The organism is uncultured Thiothrix sp. (assembly GCF_937876535.1).
Taxonomy (GTDB): Bacteria; Pseudomonadota; Gammaproteobacteria; order Thiotrichales; family Thiotrichaceae; genus Thiolinea.
In genome coordinates this window covers 117,432-137,109 of sequence record NZ_CALFHZ010000020.1, presented here as the reverse complement: position 1 = coordinate 137,109, position 19,678 = coordinate 117,432, and the positions used below count along the sequence as shown (strand labels likewise).

Annotated in this window: 9 protein-coding genes; 5 read left to right on the top strand and 4 right to left on the bottom strand. The window is 45.6% G+C overall.

Annotated elements, in window-relative coordinates:
* The first annotated feature begins 3 nt into the window (after window positions 1-3).
* On the top strand, window positions 4-2,568 hold the full coding sequence (locus tag Q0230_RS12680; protein WP_298610490.1) for a GEVED domain-containing protein: 2,565 nt from the start codon (window positions 4-6) through the stop codon (window positions 2,566-2,568).
* Window positions 2,569-2,721: 153 nt separating this feature from the next.
* Window positions 2,722-8,139, top strand: a complete 5,418-nt coding sequence (locus Q0230_RS12675) for an SdrD B-like domain-containing protein (RefSeq protein WP_298610489.1) — start codon at window positions 2,722-2,724, stop codon at window positions 8,137-8,139.
* Between the two features lie 52 nt (window positions 8,140-8,191).
* Here Q0230_RS12675 and Q0230_RS12670 read toward each other — a convergent pair whose 3' ends face one another.
* Window positions 8,192-10,435 carry a DEAD/DEAH box helicase gene (locus Q0230_RS12670; RefSeq protein ID WP_367274138.1) on the bottom strand — a complete coding sequence of 748 codons (2,244 nt, stop codon included), beginning with the start codon at window positions 10,433-10,435 and terminating at the stop codon, window positions 8,192-8,194.
* 246 nt (window positions 10,436-10,681) lie between these two features.
* Between Q0230_RS12670 and Q0230_RS12665 the strand changes: the two genes are divergently transcribed.
* Window positions 10,682-11,404, top strand: coding sequence for a proteasome-type protease (locus tag Q0230_RS12665; protein ID WP_298610488.1), 723 nt, complete (start codon window positions 10,682-10,684; stop codon window positions 11,402-11,404).
* Between the two features lie 66 nt (window positions 11,405-11,470).
* Here Q0230_RS12665 and Q0230_RS12660 read toward each other — a convergent pair whose 3' ends face one another.
* From Q0230_RS12660 to Q0230_RS12650, 3 genes are read right to left on the bottom strand one after another with little or no spacing between them, the layout of a single operon-like run.
* The gene (locus Q0230_RS12660) at window positions 11,471-14,821 is read right to left on the bottom strand and encodes a DUF2126 domain-containing protein (protein ID WP_298610487.1); all 3,351 of its coding nucleotides are present in this window, start codon (window positions 14,819-14,821) and stop codon (window positions 11,471-11,473) included.
* A 12-nt stretch (window positions 14,822-14,833) separates the two neighbouring features.
* Entirely contained in the window at window positions 14,834-15,802 is a 969-nt protein-coding gene (locus Q0230_RS12655; RefSeq protein WP_298610486.1) for an alpha-E domain-containing protein, read from the bottom strand.
* A complete protein-coding gene (locus Q0230_RS12650) occupies window positions 15,799-17,262 on the bottom strand; it encodes a circularly permuted type 2 ATP-grasp protein (RefSeq protein WP_298610485.1) in 1,464 nt (487 codons plus the stop codon). The genes Q0230_RS12655 and Q0230_RS12650 overlap by 4 nt, the downstream gene beginning before the upstream one ends.
* A gap of 372 nt (window positions 17,263-17,634) precedes the next feature.
* Between Q0230_RS12650 and phbB the strand changes: the two genes are divergently transcribed.
* Complete coding sequence (phbB, locus tag Q0230_RS12645) at window positions 17,635-18,375, top strand: acetoacetyl-CoA reductase (RefSeq protein ID WP_298610484.1); 741 nt, start codon at window positions 17,635-17,637, stop codon at window positions 18,373-18,375.
* A 194-nt stretch (window positions 18,376-18,569) separates the two neighbouring features.
* A complete protein-coding gene (locus Q0230_RS12640) occupies window positions 18,570-19,670 on the top strand; it encodes a TRAP transporter substrate-binding protein (RefSeq protein ID WP_298610483.1) in 1,101 nt (366 codons plus the stop codon).
* Window positions 19,671-19,678 lie beyond the last annotated feature (8 nt).

The following is a 19,678-nucleotide window of genomic DNA, read 5'->3' as shown; positions in this document are numbered from 1 at the left end:
GTTATGTTAATTAAAAATAAATACTCTAGCACTCATTACGCATCAGATAAGCTAAAATATTATAAGCTTTTTGCTTTTGATCTAGTACCTTACTGGAGTACTGTTCCTAATAGTCCTAGCGATGGGGCTAGTTTTGCCTCACGCAATAGCATTGAGTTGTGGCAAAACGGCTTTTTGGGCGTACCCTCTTATGAGGGGCAATATTTTGCAGAGTTAAATGCCGATGTTGCAGGCGCTTTATATCAAGACAGTGAAACCTCACCGGGCACCGTGCTCCATTGGAGTTTTGCGCATCGTGGGCGTGCAGGCAATGATACGATTAATTTGAAAATAGGTTCGCCAGGTGCTGAAGTGATTATCGCTAGTTTCACGACCGGCACTTCTGGTTGGAAATTATACTCTGGCACTTATACCGTTCCGGCAGGACAATACATCACCCGCTTTGCTTTCCAAGCCAATGGTGCTGGTTCTTATGGTAATTTCGTAGATAGCATCGATTTTAAATCAGCATGCCCAGATTGGTCAGATGCTCCTGCCAGCTACGGTGATGCTTCTCACCAACAAGTGTTAAGCATGAAGCTGGGCACTAGCCTAACCACTGATGCAGGCCCCTACCATGATGCCAATGCCAATGCTGACCCGAGTGATGATGGCGTAACCTTCTCAACGCTTGCCCTAGGTCGTACCGGAACCATTAATGTCGCGGTATCCAATAGCACGGGTTATTTACAAGCTTGGTTTGATCTAAATAATAACGGTAGTTTTGATGCTGGAGAGCAGATTGCTATCAACGCCCGTGATGGCAGTACCGGCGATGCTGATGGCGCGGTTAATGGGGTTATCAAACTGAATCTCCCCATTCCTGTCACCTACCCTGCTAATTATATATTTAGTCGTTTCCGCTGGTCATCCACTACAGGTTTAGGGGCTACCGGTGATGCTAATGATGGTGAAGTTGAGGATTATAAAACCACCGTCATCCGTACCGATTTTGGTGATGCTCCAGCGTCCTATGGTAATGCTGTACACAATATTACGACTAATCTCTATTTAGGATTAAATGCATTGGATGCTGAAGCTGTAGCCTCTCCCCCCTTAAATGGCACAGGTGACAATATAACAGGAGTTAATGATGAAAATGGAGTTGTTAACTTACCTGTGTTGAGTAGTGCAAGCATGGGAGCAAGTGTGAATGTCATAGCTACCAACACCACCACAAGTAAAGCGTGGTTGGTAGGATGGTTAGACTGGAATCAAAATGGAATATTTGACGCTATTGAGGCTGCTACTGTTCCTGTAGAAGTAGGTTCTTCTCAAAAAGTTGTAGGTTTAACATGGAAAGGCTTCAGTGGCCTTACCACGGGCACTACTTATTTACGTTTACGTTTAACTACTGATCCTAATATTGCGACTGGCAAAGCACCAACCAGCCAAGCTCAAGGTATAGCGGCTGATGGGGAAGTCGAAGACTATGCTATTGTTGTTAACGATGGCGGTTATGAACTCAGTGGGCAAGTTTTCTTAGACACCAATGTAAATGCTGCCAACGATAGTGAAGCAGGTATCAAGGATGTCAGTATCGTGTTATACAATACAGTTACTCATACTTGTGTAGCTACAAAGACTGATGCTAATGGGCAATATCATTTTATTAATGTTGCCAATGGTAGTTACGAACTGTATGAAGCTGCTGCTGAAAAAATCAAAGCACCAAAGGTTTGCCCACCGGTAGCTCATGATTCGAATGGCTATCAATCCAGTACAGCTAATAGTTTTGCAGTTACTGTAAATAACAATGATGAAACAGGGCTTGATTTTGGCGATGTTAAGACACCTATTTTTAGTATCGATAATCAGAAAAGCATTCTCCCGAACACAACTATCACCTACCCTCATACTTTCCATAGTTTTGTAGACGGGATTGTTAGCTTTAGTGTGTTAGATGAGCAAGCAACCCCTGCTAATTTAGACTGGGGCACTAGCATCCTGTTAGATAACAACTGCGATGGCAAATTAGGTCAAGGAGATGCGCCTTTGAATAATGCCCTAGCGGTTAGTGTAGATACCAAAGTTTGTATCTTGGTAAAAGTTCATGCGCCATCTGCAGCCAGTGAAGGGGCACAACATAGCCTAGTCATACAAAGCGACTTTCAGTTTGGAGCGGGGGACGTAATCAGCAATGATATCCAAACCCATACTGACTTCACGACTACTGTTGCAGGTACGCCCCAACAGCCTGTTGACGGTGCAGGTAAACTACAATTAGAAAAGAGTGTTTGGAATGTGACCCGAAATATCGATGGCACGGTCGCCTTACCCGGTGAAACCCTCCGCTATACCCTTCACTATGAGAATATCGGCAATGGTTTACTCAATGACTTAGCCATTCAGGACTCAGTACCTGAGTTTACCCAGTTGGTGCCGAACTCCTTAGGGTGTGGCACGACCCCACCCGAACTCACTACCTGTACGCCTCAGGTCAGTGCGACTAGTTTGGAGTGGGTATTCACGGGGCAGCTCAAGGCCGGTTCTAAGGGAAGCGTCAGCTATCAGGTCATCGTCGAGTAATTTTACTTTACCCTAGCTACCTAAACGCTCTGAAAGAGTTTAGGTAGCTAGCAACTCAGCAAAAACTGATAATTTAATAATTTTATTAATCTTAGGCTTATTATAGATCTTTTATTTTTGCCCAAAATATAACAAATATAAGGCTTACTACTTATGATCGTTGTACTGTCCAAGCATCTGCACAAGTCTGGCCCTTGGTTTCACTTTAGAAATTTTTGTTTACTCTTCAGTTTACTGTTATTCAGCTTAGCTAGTACTCAAGCTTATGCCTTGCCAGAGTTGAGCCTTGGTCTATTTGGTCCAGGTACACAAGAAGGCACGGCACCCTTTAATGAATCCGGAACTTGTAGTAGTACTAGCGCTAAAGCAGCACCAGGCGATGACTGTGGGGACGCAAATGGACAGGTACGTACCCAAGATAATGTCATTTTTAACTGGTCGATCACTGCTAATAGCTATACACCCGGGCAAACTAATCCAAAGAATGTAGTCCTAGAACAAACGCTACATCCTAGTGCTAATGCAGTGCTTTCTTTTGCACGTATTCCAGCCCGCTGCTTGCCTGCAGGCGGTGGCGGTTCCAATCCACCCTCGGCGATTACCACTGAAAGTAATGGCGATATTAAACTCACTTGTAACTTAGGTGAGCTAGCTGATGGGGGGCAAATCTCGTTCTCCATCTTTGCGCGTATTTCTGGAAAATCATGGAATGGCTCTAGCTTCACGAGTAGCCAGCGTTTGTATTCAAATGATGACACTGGGGTGCCGAATGCGATTGCGGATACTTTCCCAACCATTGGCCCGATTGAGATTTCAGCACGCCCCATGATGGATTTGAGTAGTAGTGGCTTTCGGGGCTATTACCTCTATGGCGACCGTGATGTCGGACAGGGCTTAGAAAAAGGCTATTACACTTGGGTGAATATGCGCCTAGCTTCACCACAAAAATCCGGCACTGAGGCAATTAAACAACCTTTTACCTATAGCTTTGACCTATCTGCTACCAAAGCAAGCGCGAGTGGGCCTGACTATACCAATTCGGGCTTTGAATATCATATGGTGGATTGTTATTACAATAGTATTGGTTGGGGCGATAACCTGTGGGGACGGGAAGCTTATGGGGCAAGTGATTTAACAACTTATCCGCTAGAGAAGAAAGTGGCGGAGTCTGGCACTTGTAACTTTAATCGTTCCAATCCTAGTAATCCTGCCTCTCCCTACACGATGTCCATTAGTGGTACTGATTTGTCTGGGAATCGCTACCCAACCCGCACGATTGGAGATACCGATCTTTCGGCCGGCCCTTATTACTATATGGACATGCTGGCGCTCTTTTTTATTCCTATGCGAGTGATTGATGGCGCTGACGGTAATATGGATGGCCAAGGCAGTATTTATATTAAAAATACGCTTAGTAACTTTAGCCCTGAAGGTGTGTCTGGCGCTAAAAACTATAATGGTGCAGAAGAGCCAGGTTTTAATGGCAATCCAATGCCAGACAGCTCCATCAGTAATAATATTGCACAGCCTTATAATTATTACCTCATTACGCAAGGTTCTTGGGCACAATATGCCTTTCCCCAAGATAATGATGCCGGTACAGGTTATTCCTATTTTGCCCCTAATGACTCGCACTCAGGACAAGGTTTATTACCCCCCGGCAAAGCTTTCGCTAGTGTATTGCACTTCGGGAATAATGGCTCAAATGATTTATCCCATCCACAAGCTTGTAATATTTTCGACAATAGCACTTTAAAATTAGTTGATCGCAGCTCCTTTGGCGCGACTGCAGGCACTTATGCCTATGTGGGAACCTATAATGCAAGTAACTTCAACGCTAGCAATTACGTCGTTGAATACGGCCACATGGATTTCACTGGAGATGACCCCATTGACAAAAATGCCGATGGTACAGCTGATTATAATAATCAAACCGGACGTTATGAGGGTAAATGGAGTGCTCAAGGCTTAGCGCGTTGCGATAATGCGGCTACTACGTGGAAAACTGATCCAACTCAAGTTGGCTCAGGGATTGATGATGTCAATATGGTACGAGTGCGTCTGAAAGACAGCGTGCAAGATACGGTCAAATTATCCAGTGCTCAATACATTCGCTTTGTAACTCCTTTAGCAGCGCGGAATAACTTTCATGGTGGCCCACATAACGGTCAACTGATTCCGATGGGTACGGTCATGGCTACCTTCGGCAGTGTGCGTACCGATGAATATTGGAGCGGCAACTGGACACCAGATAATACCCGCCCTTATCAACCCTCACCAGAAAGTGGGCATGTAGACGGCGATCGGGTTACTTTAGCCCGCACTAGTACGCGCTTGGATTCTGAAACCTTAGTGCCTTTAGCCACACCTGGTAACACAGCTAGCACCTTGGCAGGCAATCAAATCGTCTGGAAAGTGAGTACTGCGATTCAAAGCTTATTAAGCACGCCACCCCAAGAAAGCAATGTCAAAATCATCGCCGAATTACCCCCCGAAGTCAGTTATAACCAAACTTGTACAGCAAGTTATACCAACTCCAGCGGTACAGTGATTGGCACTGCGGCTGATTTAGTTGAATTTAATACTGATCGGAATGGTGCCACTAAAACAGGTTATACGCGCTTAATCTGGAACTTAGGTACTGTTACCGCTGATGTACCGATTCCTCCAAGAGTCATTTGTACTGATAGCGATCCTTTAGCTAAAAATAACACCAGTGTAGTCGGTTATTTTGAGATTCAAGGTGATACCCTTATTTCGGCTCTCTCTCAGCGGAGTGATACACACACGATTACCCTAGAGCAGATTGGGAGTATTCAGCTTTCGAAAAAAGTCGATACCAGTCTAGACAATCAAAATGATAGCCAAACTTATACCTTGAGCTGGGCGAATTTTGCTGAATCTTTCAGTATTGCGGCCCCCACCATTATCGATGTATTCCCTTACAATGGTGACTCCACAGCCCTCAGTGCAGAGCGTAGCCCTGCCTCCAATTTTGTCGGTACTTTACTGCTTAAACAAGCGCCCACTATTACTTGGCTGAATGGCTCGGTACCCAGTGGCACAGAAGCCAGCATGGGTACTTGGTATTACAGTAAAGATAATCCCAGTACGATTAATTCCAATCCTGATCAAAATACGTCGAACTGGTGTTTAGAAACAGATTTTGGCAATGGTGCTATGGGATGCCCAAATAATTTTGCTGAAGCCACAGCGATTAAATTCGTAGCGAATTACGCCCTAGAGAAAGATGGCAACCCACGCCAAGGGATGAAAGCGACAGTAGTCTTAGAGGCTACGGGCAATAAACCGGGTAACCGTTATACCAACCGCTTTGCTTTTGATACACCCTCACTACCTAGTACGCAGTTTCTACGCTCTAATGGTGAAACGGTGTATATCGCTAGTTACTCTTTGGGGGATTATCTATTCAGCGATAATAATCACAATCAGAAATACGATGCTGGTATCGACAAACCAGCGCCCGATGGCGTCACAGTAAATTTATACAAAGCCGATGGTAGCTTAGTGACTAGTACCACGACTGGCTTGCAAAAACCGGGGCGTTATTTATTTAATTTACTTCCAGCAGGTGATTACTATATCGAAATTCCAGCCAGTGAATTCCAAACAGGTGGCAAACTCACCGGTTGGGATATTGATAGCACCAGTGCACCCGCTGCTAATGATGTCAATGAAATCAATAACCAAGATGGCTACAAAACGGGTACACCTGCCAGTGTAGGAATTCGCTCCAATACGCTGACTTTATCGGCGACTCCCCCCTTACCCGGTCAAGTCCCAAAAGGTGATGAACCCACAGGTGATAATAGTGCAGGCTTAACTGATAGCACGGGTGATGACTTTTCTAACTACACCCTCGATTTAGGTTTAACCCCAATTTATGACTATGGCGATGCCCCCGTAAGTTATGGAGTAGCCGCACACATTCAACAAGGTTTGCCAGCCCCCTATATTGATGTAGTAGCTCCCGATGCAGAAGCCACAAGTGCGCACTCTGCCGATGCAACCGGTGATGGCAATGATGAAAGCTCCCTAACTGAATTCCCCGCTTGGGAAATCGGCAAAAAATGTAGTGGCTTATTATCCAATGGACAGTTTGGTACGGTACAAATGACTGCTACCAGCTATTGCTTAACAGTGAAGGCTTCGAACCCAACAGCTAAAGCAGCACAACTCATGGCTTGGCTCGACTTGAATAACAATCAAGTCTTTGATGAGAGTAGTGAGCGCTCAGTAGTTGTTTTGAATAACAACAGCACTGATGATGCAACGCAAGGTAATGTGCCAGCGAATAGCTTAAACAAGTTGATTGTTTTGCAATGGACAGGCATTACCCCACCGACAGGTAGTTCTATTTTCGCTCGCTTACGGATTACCACTGATCCCGACTTTAAAACCACTACTTTAGCTAGAAGTACCGAAGTGGCTGCCGATGGTGAGGTAGAGGATTATCAATTTGCCCTTAGTCTCGGCTATCCTGTGAGTGGACGAGTTTATCAGGACAAAAATGTAAACGGGTTAAGTGACAGTAACGAACCGGGCTTAGCAGATATTCCAGTAGTCCTACTCAATACCAACACCAATACTTGTGTAAGTGCCAATACCGATGCACAAGGCAACTATGTGTTTAATCAGGTAGCCGCTAGTAACTATCGACTTTATGAAGCTGCGAATGCAAAGACTCCCCCTGTTTGTGACATGAGTACTGCACGTGATCCAAACCATTATCTCTCTTCAACTGCTAATGTCTTAGCAAGCTTTACAGTCGGCGCACCCATCACGGATAAAAACTTTGGTGATGTAAAACTACCTAGCTTTACCCTTGATAATGAGCAAACCACCAATCCGGGCGGCAGCGTTTTACATCAACACATCTTCCAAGCAGCCACCAACGGTAGTGTGTTATTTAGCTTGAAACAGGCAAACTCTAATCCGATGAATCTGACTTGGGGGGTGACCTTCTATCAGGATCTGGATTGTGATGGACAATTAGCAAGCAATGAACCTGCCTTAACTAGTAGCTTAGTGGTGACGGCAGGACAGAAAGTTTGCTTATTAACTAAAGTTCTAGCGCCCACTAATGCTAATGATGGTGCTACTCATACTGCTGAGATTGAAAGCAGCTTTACCTTTGGTAATGGCAGCCTCATCAGTTCACCGAATCTACAAGTCCACACTGATCTGACTAAAGTGATTGACTCAACTGTAATAGATCCCAACACAGGAAAAGGCAAACTCAGTTTAGTGAAATCGGTCTGGAATGTGACACGGAATATTAATGGGGATGTTGCCTTACCCGGAGAAAAACTCCGCTATAGGATTCACTATGAGAATATTGGTACTGGTTTGTTGAATGAGCTAATCGTGCATGACTCGGTACCAGAGTTCACGCAAATGGTCAGCAACTCTCAGCAATGTGTTACCACACCGTCGGAACTCAGTGCTTGCATCCCAAGTTTGAGTGGAAACAGCTTAGACTGGACTTTTAGTGGCAAGCTAAACGCTGGTTCAAAAGGTGAAGTCGCTTATGAGGTAATCGTGGAATAAACGGTTAGGTACCCAAGAAGCTGAGTCCATCAGCTTCTTGGGCTTATCGAAATTATTTTTTAGGTGATTTCAACGTTAATTTATGCCGTGGCTTGTCATTACTTGGCGTGGCATTGGATTTCCCCTTCGTATTGCGCTTAGGTTTGTCATCACGTGCTCGACTCGGCTTAGCCTTTTCGCGCCCCGCAAAACTTTCTTGAGTTTTAGGACGATCACTACGTTCACGACTGCTAGTGCTACGATTAGCATCACTACGCTCTCTATAGGAAGCACGCTCAGTCTGTTCACGCTCCCCCTCACGCGTAGGTCGACGCTCACGCTGCGTACCTTGTTCAGAACGTTCTGCATAGCTGGTACGTGCTCTAGAATCACTATAAGTTTCATCTGAAGCGGCACGACTAGGACGTTCACGCTCTGACCAATCTGCACGCTCACTCCGTGCACGACCACCCCGCTCAGAATCTCTGGAACTAGACTCACCTGAAGCTGGACGGCTAGGTCGCTCACGATTTGACCAATCTGCACGCTCACTCCGTGCACGCCCACCACGATCTGCATAAGGTTTGCGTTCGGAACGCTCATAATTGTCCTGTGAGCGCCCACCCGTATCGACGGCAATATTTAAAGGTCTGCCGCATACTCGGACATTTTTCAGATGGGCAAATAAGTCCTTGGGCATACCTTCTGGCAAGTCCAGCAAGGTGAAATGATCCCGAATACTGATATTGCCGATAAAGTTACTGTCTAAACCAATCTCATTGGCAATGGCACCGACGATATTTTTTGGCTGTACGCCATGCTCACGCCCCACCTCAATCCGATAACGACACATATCCATATCGCTCGTCGCATTGAATCGTTCGCGGCGCTCACCACCTTCTCGCCCACCGCGCTCACGCCCACCTTCTCGCCCACGCTCAGGACGATCATTGGATCTACGCTCTTGCTCAGGCGGTAAATCTTCAATTTCAGGTTGTAACGGCTGATCTTTTTGCACCAAATAGGCTAAAGCAGCCGCGACATCTTCCATGTCTACCGCTTGCTCATTCTGGAAGGACTCCATTAACTCACGGAAGAAATCTAATTCCTCTGACTGAATCGTCTCAGTGATTTGGCGTTTAAACTGATCAATGCGGCGATCAACAATTTCGCTACGAGTCGGTAATTGCATGGGTTCAATGCGTTGGCGTGTTGCCTGCTCAATCGCATAAAGCATGCGTTTTTCACGAGGTGCAACGAATAAAATCGCCTCACCCGTGCGTCCTGCCCGCCCAGTCCGCCCAATCCGATGCACATAAGATTCGGTATCGCTTGGAATATCATAGTTGACTACATGGCTAATCCGCGGCACATCCAAACCACGTGCGGCTACGTCTGTTGCCACGACAATATCTAATTTGCCATCTTTCAAGCGCTCAATAGTGCGTTCACGTTGCTGTTGATTTAAGTCGCCATTTAAAGCGGCCGCCTCATAACCACGAGCCTCTAATTTTTCAGCTAATTCTTCAGTGACAATTTTGGTACGCACGAAAATAATCATCGCGTCAAAATCAGTCACCTCCAAAATACGGGTGAGTGCATCTAATTTATGCAAGCCCCGCACTTGCCAATAGCGCTGGGTAATCGCTTCAACTGTAGTGGTCTTAGCCGCAATTTTTATTTCGACCGGATCATGCAAATGGCGCATCGCAATCCGCCGAATAGGTGCAGGCATAGTCGCTGAGAATAAAGCTACTTGCCGCTCTGGCGGCGTGTGACTGAGGATTTCATCCACATCATCGATGAAACCCATGCGCAACATTTCGTCCGCTTCATCGAGCACCACTGCCTTGAGGCGGCTTAAATCTAAAGTTCCACGCCCTAAATGATCTAAAACCCGCCCTGGTGTTCCGACGACGACTTGTACACCGCGCTCCAGTTGACGCAACTGCTGCCCCATGCTTTGCCCACCATAAATGGGTAGAACATGGAATCCCGGTAAATGGCGTGCATAAGTTTGCATCGCCTCGGCTACTTGAATCGCCAGTTCACGGGTAGGTGCTAATACTAATAGCTGCGGATAATGCTCATTACTATCAATGCGGCTTAATAAAGGTAAAGCAAAAGCAGCTGTTTTCCCTGTCCCTGTTTGTGCTTGGCCGAGCAAATCCTGGCCTTCTAGTAGTAGAGGTATACTTTCGGCCTGAATAGGAGAGGGGGTTTCATAGCCAACTTCGCTAATCGCCTTCAGAATAGGCGCGGCTAAGGCCATTTCATCAAAACGGAGTGAAACGGGAGGGGTTACATCATTTGTCATGGAGCTGCCTGTTTGGAGTACCGGTAGGTGCGCGGTCAGATGGATTGGGTAAAGCTAAAAAGGTTGACTACCTTACGCTGTTTAAGATTAGCATGCAAGGCTCGTACTGACCAGTTGTTAAGGATTAGTTAATATTTAAACGCCTTTAACTTATATATAAGCAGATTTAGCATAGAAACCTGTTGACCTTGCCCCCTTGTCTACCCTAGTGTAGACATTCCTTGACTGCAAATTCCCGATGACTGTATGACATATTGTATTGGCATTTCCCTAAATGAAGGCTTGGTTTTGACTTCAGACTCGCGCACTAATGCGGGTATCGATCATGTCAGCACTTATAGCAAAATGAATATTTGCAAAACCAATCCTGATCGCTTTATCGTCCTCATGACCGCTGGCAATTTGGCAACGACTCAAAGTGTAGTTGAGCAAGTCCAGCGCGATATTCGCGATGACAATAAAACCAACCTGAATACATTGAACTATATGGGGGATATTGCTGATTACGTAGGTGACTTATTAGTCAATCGTATTCGCCGCTATACCGAAAGCTCTGGTTTTGTACCTGATGCCTCCCTCATTTTGGCAGGGCAAATTCAAGGTGGACGTGTACGTGCTTTTTTGATTTACCCACAAGGTAATCACATTACTACCTCAGAAGAAACCCCTTATTTGCAAATTGGTGAAAGTAAATATGGCAAACCCGTGCTAGATCGCTTTATTGATCTAGAGACTACTATGGATGATGCTGCAGTCTGCTCACTGATTTCAATGGACTCTACGATGAAAAGTAACGCAAGCGTCGGGCCACCGATTGAAGTGTTAATGTATCGCAAGGATGCTTTAGTAGTTGAACGCCACTATCGTTTTGGCCCTGACCATCCTTATTTGCTGCAAATTCGCCAGCAATGGGCTAGCCAGTTGTATAATGCATTCCGTGCGATGCCCCCATTACCCACCACCAATTAATGTAGACTTAGATAAAAAATATAAAAGGCAGGTTAACCCTGCCTTTTTGCTTTTTAAGTTGCGACTTTAATGACGGCGTAAATCCAAAGTATGCGGATATTCTGGATTTACTTTAGCGGGTTTCAAAGATATAGCAACTCCCGGCTCACTACCTTGAGGTAAGAAAGTACGTGTTGCTGTAGAGCTAAACATCTTCGGCTCAGGGACTGGTTGGCGATCCTGCATAATGTCCATATCAGCGCGGAAACGCGAAATTCGCCGCCCTTCAGCTTCAAAAGCATTCACAGGGAAAGTCTCATAGCTGCGTCCACCCGGATGTACCACATGATAAGCACAGCCACCAATCGAACGATTATTCCAAGTATCCACAATGTCAAAGACTAAAGGTGAATGCACGCCAATGGTGGGATGTAAGGCCGAGGGTGGTTGCCAAGCCCGATAGCGAATCCCAGTCACATATTGACCATGTACATCGGTTTTACGTAAGGGAATCTCAACGCCATTACAAACAATAATATAACGCGACTCGGTTAAACCAGTTACTTTGATCTGTAAGCGCTCCATCGACGAATCCACAAAGCGCGCCGTGCCTGTATTACTTAGCTCCTCACCGAGAATATGCCAAGGTTCTAAAGCCGCACGTAGTTCGATTTCAATCCCTCGATATTGCACCCGCCCATACACAGGGAAGCGGAATTCTTGGAAAGGCTCCAACCATTTTGAATCAAAGTTATAGCCTGCTAATTGCAACTCCTCACAGACTTCCTTCATGTCCTGCTCGACATAAAAAGGCAGCATAAAACGATCATGCAGCTCAGTGCCCCAACGCACCAATTTATGCTTATAAGGCTCTTTCCAGAAACGTGCCACTAAAGCACGCACCAACAGCATTTGCATAATGGACATCCGTGCATGCGGTGGCATTTCAAATGCACGTAGCTCCAACAAACCTTGGCGACCACTGAAGGAATCGGGTGAATACAGCTTATCAATACAAAACTCAGAACGATGCGTATTCCCAGTAATATCCACCAAGAGATTACGCAATAAGCGATCGACTAACCAAGGCTGATTACTTTCACCATCGGGCATTTGCTGGAAAGCAATTTCTAGCTCATACAAGCTTTCATTACGCGCTTCATCCACCCGTGGCGCTTGGCTGGTCGGGCCAATGAACATGCCTGAGAATAAATAAGATAAACCCGGATGATGCTGCCAGTACGTCAATAAACTGCGCAATAAATCGGGGCGGCGCAAGAAGGGGCTATCAGTCGGTGTCGCCGCACCCATCGTCACATGATTACCACCACCCGTGCCGGTATGGCGACCATCCAGCATGAACTTTTCTGTACCTAAGCGGGATTCACGCGCCAGCTCATACAGCACCTCAGTATTTTCTACTAAAGCATGCCAGTCAGCTGCCGGATGAATATTCACCTCGATCACTCCTGGGTCTGGAGTAATTTTGAAGGACTTCAAGCGTGGATCAGAAGGCGGCTCATAACCTTCAAGCATGATAGGCATATTAAGCTTAGCGGCTGTTTTTTCCAAATGCGCCAATAGCTCTAAATAATGCTCCAAATAATTCAACGGGGGCAGGAACACATGCAAGCGACCTTGGCGAACTTCAATGCAAATAGCGGTACGCGGAATATCATACCAACTCGCATAGAGTGGCTCTTTTTCCTTAGACTCACTAGTACCCGCTTTTGCTGCTTCCTCATGAAAATCAGGTAAAGCTTGCTTATCCTCAAACGGGCAAGGCTGATTTTCAACATCGCGCTCAGTCTCTGCTACCCACACTAAAGAATCGAGGGGTAAACGGAAACCCATCGGTGAATTTCCCGGAATCAAATACATCTCTTCACGACGGAAATACCAAGGTGTGCCTGTCCAACGCTGTTGCTCATGACTCCAACTAAGCGGCAGCGCGAAACCCGTTGGAGTATCCAAACCACGCTGTAAGCTCAGCACTAAATCGTTCCGATGCTTGCTATCACGTAGATTGAGAGTCAACCAATCGACATTTGGTGGCTGGTTAGATTCCTTCCACAAATAATACAAACGGTCTTCATAGCCTGCACGCACATAGGTAGGCGAAATCCCTAAACTAGTACAGAGCGTATCTGCAAAACGTTTGGCATCTGCTTCAGTTAAGCCGTAATCTTTGCCATCTTCAGCCAGCCATTTTTGCTCAAGCCATACGGGTTTACCATCAGGACGCCAAAAGCAACCTAAAGCCCAACGCGGAAAGGGTTCACCCGGATACCATTTACCTTGACCGTACTGCAGCACACTATTCGGCGCAAAATGTGCCTGCATCTTCTTCAAGAGCACGCCCGCTAAGGAGCGCTTATGCTCTCCTAAAGCAGCCGTATTCCATTGTGCTGAATCCATATCATCAATCGAAACGAAGGTTGGCTCCCCCCCCATCGTCATGCGCACATCATTAGCTTTTAAGTCTTGCTCAACTTGCTCCCCCAAGCTCAGAATTTGCGCCCATTGCTCATCAGTATAGGGTTTGGTGACACGGGGATCTTCATGAATCCGACGCACACTATTTTCATAGGCGAAACTAACCTGACAAACCCCAGTTGCACCCTCTACCGGCGCTGCGGAAGCAGGATCTGGCGTACAAGCCAAAGGAATATGCCCTTCGCTAGCAAACAAGCCTGAAGTTGGGTCAAGGCCAATCCAGCCCGCACCGGGTACATAGACTTCAGTCCATGCATGTAAATCAGTGAAATCCGCCTCTGGCCCACTGGGACCATCCAAGGATTTTTGATCAGCCGTGAGTTGCACTAAATAACCCGAGACAAAGCGCGCGGCTAAACCTAAATGACGCAGAATTTGCACCAGTAACCAAGCGGTATCACGGCAAGAGCCACGCCGAATCGTTAAAGTTTCCTCGCAACTCTGAACCCCTGGCTCCATACGGATGTTATAGCCAATATCTTTTTGCAAGCGCTGATTTAGATTAACCAGAAAATCATTGATATTGAGCTTGTCGCGACTGACTGAATCTACCCAACCTTTTAATAAAGAGCCTGATTCAGTAATTTCTAAATAAGGTTGTAATTCCTTTTTTAAATTATCTTTGTAGGCAAATGGATATTGAGTCGCATACTCTTCCACAAAGAAATCAAAGGGATTAATCGACACCATATCGGCGATTAAATTGACTTCAATGCTGAGTTCTTTTAAACGCTCAGGAAAAACTAGGCGCGCAAGGTAATTCCCAAACACATCTTGTTGCCAGTTAATAAAATAATTAGTTGCGCCAATTGTTAAAGAATAAGCATGAATCGGTGTACGGCTATGTGCTGCTGGTCGTAAGCGAATGACATGCGGAAATACATTAATAAATTGGTCAAAGGTGTAAGTGGTTTTATGGTGAAGTGCAACTTGGATACTCATGTAAACCCTCAATTAGCCCTGTGATTGCGCTTGCAACTGCGAAAAATCCGTTTCTGGATAAAACCAAGTTTGGGCAATTTCACTATGTAAAACAGTTAAATCAGCTTGTAAGCGATCCATAAACCAGTGAATCTGATCCACCGGAATCGCAGTAATGTCTTGTTTAGCAAATTGCTCAGCAATCTTTGAACTAATAGCACTCACGGCACTAGGTTCAGGTAAGCGCTTTAAATAGAAATTAACACCGGTCAATGAATACAATAAGGAACGTGGGAACTGTAGGTCCTGACATAAAAACTCAAGAACATCGCGTGCCACAATCCGCGAATTCTTATGCCGCAAATACATTTGTTGTCCGCCTAATGCGGATAATAAACTCGACCAGAGTATGCTTTCATAGCGCCGTAATGCATGGCTACGATCTTCTGCTAATAAGAGGGAGGTCATTTCTAAGGTACGACTGGTCATATCGGCACGTTCGACGTGCTTACCAATTTGCATGAAATCGAACGCATGATCACGGCTTAAGTGATTTTCTAGAACCCCGCGAATCCGCTGACAAGCCGCCATCACATCCCTTAACACCATTTGCCGACTGTGCCGACTACTTAAGGACGGCAAAGCAGCTTGTAATTGCATATAGGTTTGATTGACCTGTTCCCAGATTTCTTCGGGAAGTAAATCTAAGGAAGTGCGTACATTTTCCCGTACATTCGCAAACGAGCCTAACAATGAAGAAGAATTATCCCGATCAGCAATCAGGAAACGCATCACGTTTTCTTCGTTGATTTCAGGATAAGACTCTTTGTACTGTGTCTCAGCATTGAAAATAACGACTGGCGTAAACCAGTTAAACTCTAAAGCTTCTGGCAAATCCATTAATAAAACGGTATGGGCACTAATCAGGCGTGCGGTATTGTCAGCCCGCTCTAAATAGCGCGCCATCCAGTAAACCCGCTCAGCCACACGAGATAACATCATAGTGCCCCCCCTTCCAGAGCCTGGTCAGCAACAATCCAAGTGTCTTTACTCCCACCACCTTGGGACGAGTTCACTACTAAAGAGCCTTCTACCATCGCTACTCGAGTTAAACCACCAGGAGTTACATAAATGTCTTTGCCACTTAAAATAAAGGGGCGCAAATCTAAATGCCGCGCGGCAACCTTATCGCCACACCAAGTAGGATTCACCGATAAGCTCAAAGTAGGCTGAGCTATATAGTTATTGGGATTCTCTTGGATCAAAGTGCGGAATTCTTCAACTTTTTCAGGCGTGGAGTGTGGCCCGACCAACATGCCATAACCACCTGATTCATTCGCGGGTTTAACTACTAACTCGGGCAAATGCTCTAACACATACGCACGCTCTTCTGGCTTACGGCAAACCCAAGTGGGTACATTGGGTAAAGATGGCTCTTCACCTAAGAAATAACGAATCATATCGGGTACATAAGCATAAATGACTTTATCATCCGCTACCCCGCAACCCGGTGCATTTGCAATTGCCACTTTGCCTTCACGCCAAGCGCGCATAATCCCCGGCACCCCCAGCATTGAATCTTTGCGGAAGACTTCAGGATCAATGAAATCATCATCAATCCGCCGATAAATCACATCAACACGCTCAGGGCCTTGAATAGTTTTCATATAGACATAATTGTCTTTGCCAACCATTAAGTCAGCGCCTTCCAATAAAACTAAGCCCGCTTTTTGCGCTAAATAGGCATGTTCGAAATAAGCAGAGTTATAAATACCTGGAGTGAGTAAAGCGATAGTCGGTTGCTCTAAATCAGGGCGCAGGGATGCCAACATATTATAAAGCTGCTCAGGATAAGGACTCACTGGACTAATCGGCAGCAAATTAAAAATTTCCGGCAGTACACGCTTAGTGATACGGCGATTTTCCAGCATATAGGCAACACCAGAAGGCACCCGCAGATTATCTTCTAGCACATACATAACACCATCATTATGCCTTACCAAATCTGAGCCACAGATATTCGCCCAAACACCATGCGGTGGAGTCATGCCGACACAGGCTTCGCGATAACCCTTGGATTGCATCACCACCTCTTCAGGGATGACACCATCGCGAATCGCCCGACGCTCATTATAAACATCCTGAATGAACATATTTAGTGCGCGGATGCGTTGCTTCAGCCCTGTTTCAGTGCGACTCCATTCACTACCAGAAATAGCGCGTGGAATGATGTCAAAAGGCCAAGCCCGATCAATATTGCCAGCATCGCTATAAATCGTGAAGGTAATCCCCATTTCGCGGATCACCCGCTCGGACTCCTCGACCCGATGACAGAAATTATCACGGCTAAGATTAGCCAGATAATTCACTAGCTTACTGCTATGTGGCCGACTCTCCTGACAAGCAACCATGAGCTCGTCATGAAACGGCTGCGGGTTATAGCGGCTCCACTCCTGATTCATACACAGCTTCCTTTTTTAATGTTATTCACTAACAAGCAATTTTTGTGCCTAGAAATTATAAAGACTACTCGATCAGCTAGCTTTATAGCTAAGCACAGCAGCCCCATTAGCACCTGTGGTAAAACTTGAGTTTATCAAGATATTGAGCGAATTGCTGTGGAACTGCACACTTAAAACGCATACTCTTGGCATAGCTCCCTGATACTGGCAATAAGCCAGTACAACCACCACAGTAGGGTATGACTAGGCTAGAAAGCGCTTTATGAGCAAAATTAATAGTAAATCGGGAGTTAATTAAAATTAGCCTGTCATGCACACACTAAGTTATTATATAGTTCGCATTCTAGACCAATAATTAGGAGGAGAAGTCATATGACTCAAAAAGTAGCTTATGTTACGGGTGGTATGGGTGGAATTGGTACGTCTATTTGCCAAGCTCTGTCTAAAGCAGGTTTCACTGTTGTTGCGGGTTGTGGTCCAAACTCACCACGCAAAGATCGCTGGCTTGGCGAGCAAAAAGAACTGGGCTATGAATTCCATGCTTCTGAAGGTAACGTCTCTGATTGGGATAGCACTAAAGCCGCTTTTGACAAAGTCAAAGCCGACTTAGGCCCTGTCAGTGTGTTAGTCAATAATGCAGGCATCACCAAAGACGGCATGTTCCGTAAAATGACCCTAGAGAATTGGAAAGCGGTCATTGATACCAACTTAAACTCCTTATTCTTCGTCACTAAGCAAGTGGTTGATGATATGGCTGACCAAGGTTGGGGACGTATTATCAATATTTCTTCTGTCAACGGTCAAAAAGGCCAAGCCGGTCAAACTAACTACTCTACTGCGAAAGCGGGTATGCACGGTTTCACTATGGCCTTAGCGCAAGAATTAGCGAACAAAGGTGTTACGGTGAATACCGTATCTCCGGGTTATATCGCTACCGATATGGTGCGTGCTATTCGTGAAGACGTTTTAGAGAAAATCGTTGCCACTATTCCAGTCAAGCGCTTAGGTACTCCTGAAGAAATCGCTTCTATCGTCACTTGGTTAGCCTCCGATTCAGCAGGCTTTACTACCGGTGCGAACTTCGCTTGCAACGGCGGGAACCACATGACCTAATCGTAAGATTGAAGGCTCTATTGAAAAGGCTACTTCATTTAGACAGTAGCCTTTTTTATTTCTACTCCTAAAAAAAATCAGCTTTTCACCCTCTAGCCTGCTAGACAAGACTACCAATTCCCCAGTTCCTACAGTAGGATAAGGACGAAACCGCAACATTGTGTATGAGTTTACAACATTGATGGAGGAGCAAAATGGAACGTCGTGCATTTTTGAAACAGGGTGCGCTTGGGGCAGCGGCTCTGGCAGCATCCACCCAATTGCTTGCTGAAGATAAACCAGCTACCACTGGTTTACCTGAACTTAATTGGCGTCTCACATCCAGTTTCCCAAAATCCTTAGATGCGATTTATGGGGGCGCTGAAGTCTTCGCCGGCATGTTAGAAAAATTAACTGATGGCAAATTTAAAGTTCGTGTCTTTGCTGCGGGTGAAATTGTTCCCGGCTTGCAAGTCTTAGATGCCGTACAAAATGCTACTGTTGAAGCCGGTCATACCGTCTCCTATTATTATTTCGGTAAAGATCCCACCTTCGCCTTTGACGCTGCAGTACCGTTTGGCTTGACCTCACGCCAGCAAACTGCCTGGATGATGTATGGCAATGGCATGAAACTGATGCGGGAACTGTTTGCTGAATACAATATTGTCAACTTTATGGGCGGTAGCACCGGCGTACAAATGGGTGGCTGGTTCCGTAAAGAAATCAACACGGTTAAAGACTTAGAAGGTTTGAAATTCCGCGTTGGAGGCTTTGCTGGTCGGGTTATGTCTAAGTTGGGGGTTGTGCCACAACAAATCCCTGGCGGTGATATTTATCCAGCTCTTGAAAAAGGCACGATTGATGCAGCTGAGTGGGTTGGCCCTTATGACGATGAGAAATTAGGCTTCGCGAAAGTTGCGAAAAATTATTATACCCCAGGCTGGTGGGAAGGTGGTCCGCAAGTTTCTTTTTATGTGAACAAAGAACAGTGGGAAAAACTCCCTCCTCCTTATCAAGCTGCTTGGGAAGCAGCTACCATGTATGCTCACATGGATATGCTGGCCAAATACGATGCGAAAAACCCACAGGCTTTAGCGAATCTATTAGGTGGTGATGTTAAATTACGCCCTTTCCCTGATGAAGTTTTAGAGGCTTGCTTTAAAGCATCCGTTGAAACTTACGAAGAAGAGTCTGCGAAAAATCCCAAATTCAAAAAAGTATTTGATGATTGGCGTGTATTCCGCAATAACGAAGCGCAATGGTTCAATGTTGCTGAGCAATCATTTGCAAAATTTAGCTTTAATAAGAAACTCTAAGTAATGAT

Bases quoted from the DNA above. Each gene is read 5' to 3' on its own strand.
- Q0230_RS12670 (WP_367274138.1), bottom strand. From the start codon at position 10,435: ATGACAAATGATGTAACCCCTCCCGTTTCACTCCGTTTTGATGAAATG.
- Q0230_RS12665 (WP_298610488.1), top strand. From the start codon at position 10,682: ATGACATATTGTATTGGCATTTCCCTAAATGAAGGCTTGGTTTTGACT.
- Q0230_RS12650 (WP_298610485.1), bottom strand. From the start codon at position 17,262: ATGAATCAGGAGTGGAGCCGCTATAACCCGCAGCCGTTTCATGACGAG.
- Q0230_RS12640 (WP_298610483.1), top strand. From the start codon at position 18,570: ATGGAACGTCGTGCATTTTTGAAACAGGGTGCGCTTGGGGCAGCGGCT.
- Q0230_RS12660 (WP_298610487.1), bottom strand. From the start codon at position 14,821: ATGAGTATCCAAGTTGCACTTCACCATAAAACCACTTACACCTTTGAC.
- Q0230_RS12655 (WP_298610486.1), bottom strand. From the start codon at position 15,802: ATGATGTTATCTCGTGTGGCTGAGCGGGTTTACTGGATGGCGCGCTAT.
- Q0230_RS12680 (WP_298610490.1), top strand. From the start codon at position 4: ATGTTAATTAAAAATAAATACTCTAGCACTCATTACGCATCAGATAAG.
- phbB (WP_298610484.1), top strand. From the start codon at position 17,635: ATGACTCAAAAAGTAGCTTATGTTACGGGTGGTATGGGTGGAATTGGT.
- Q0230_RS12675 (WP_298610489.1), top strand. From the start codon at position 2,722: ATGATCGTTGTACTGTCCAAGCATCTGCACAAGTCTGGCCCTTGGTTT.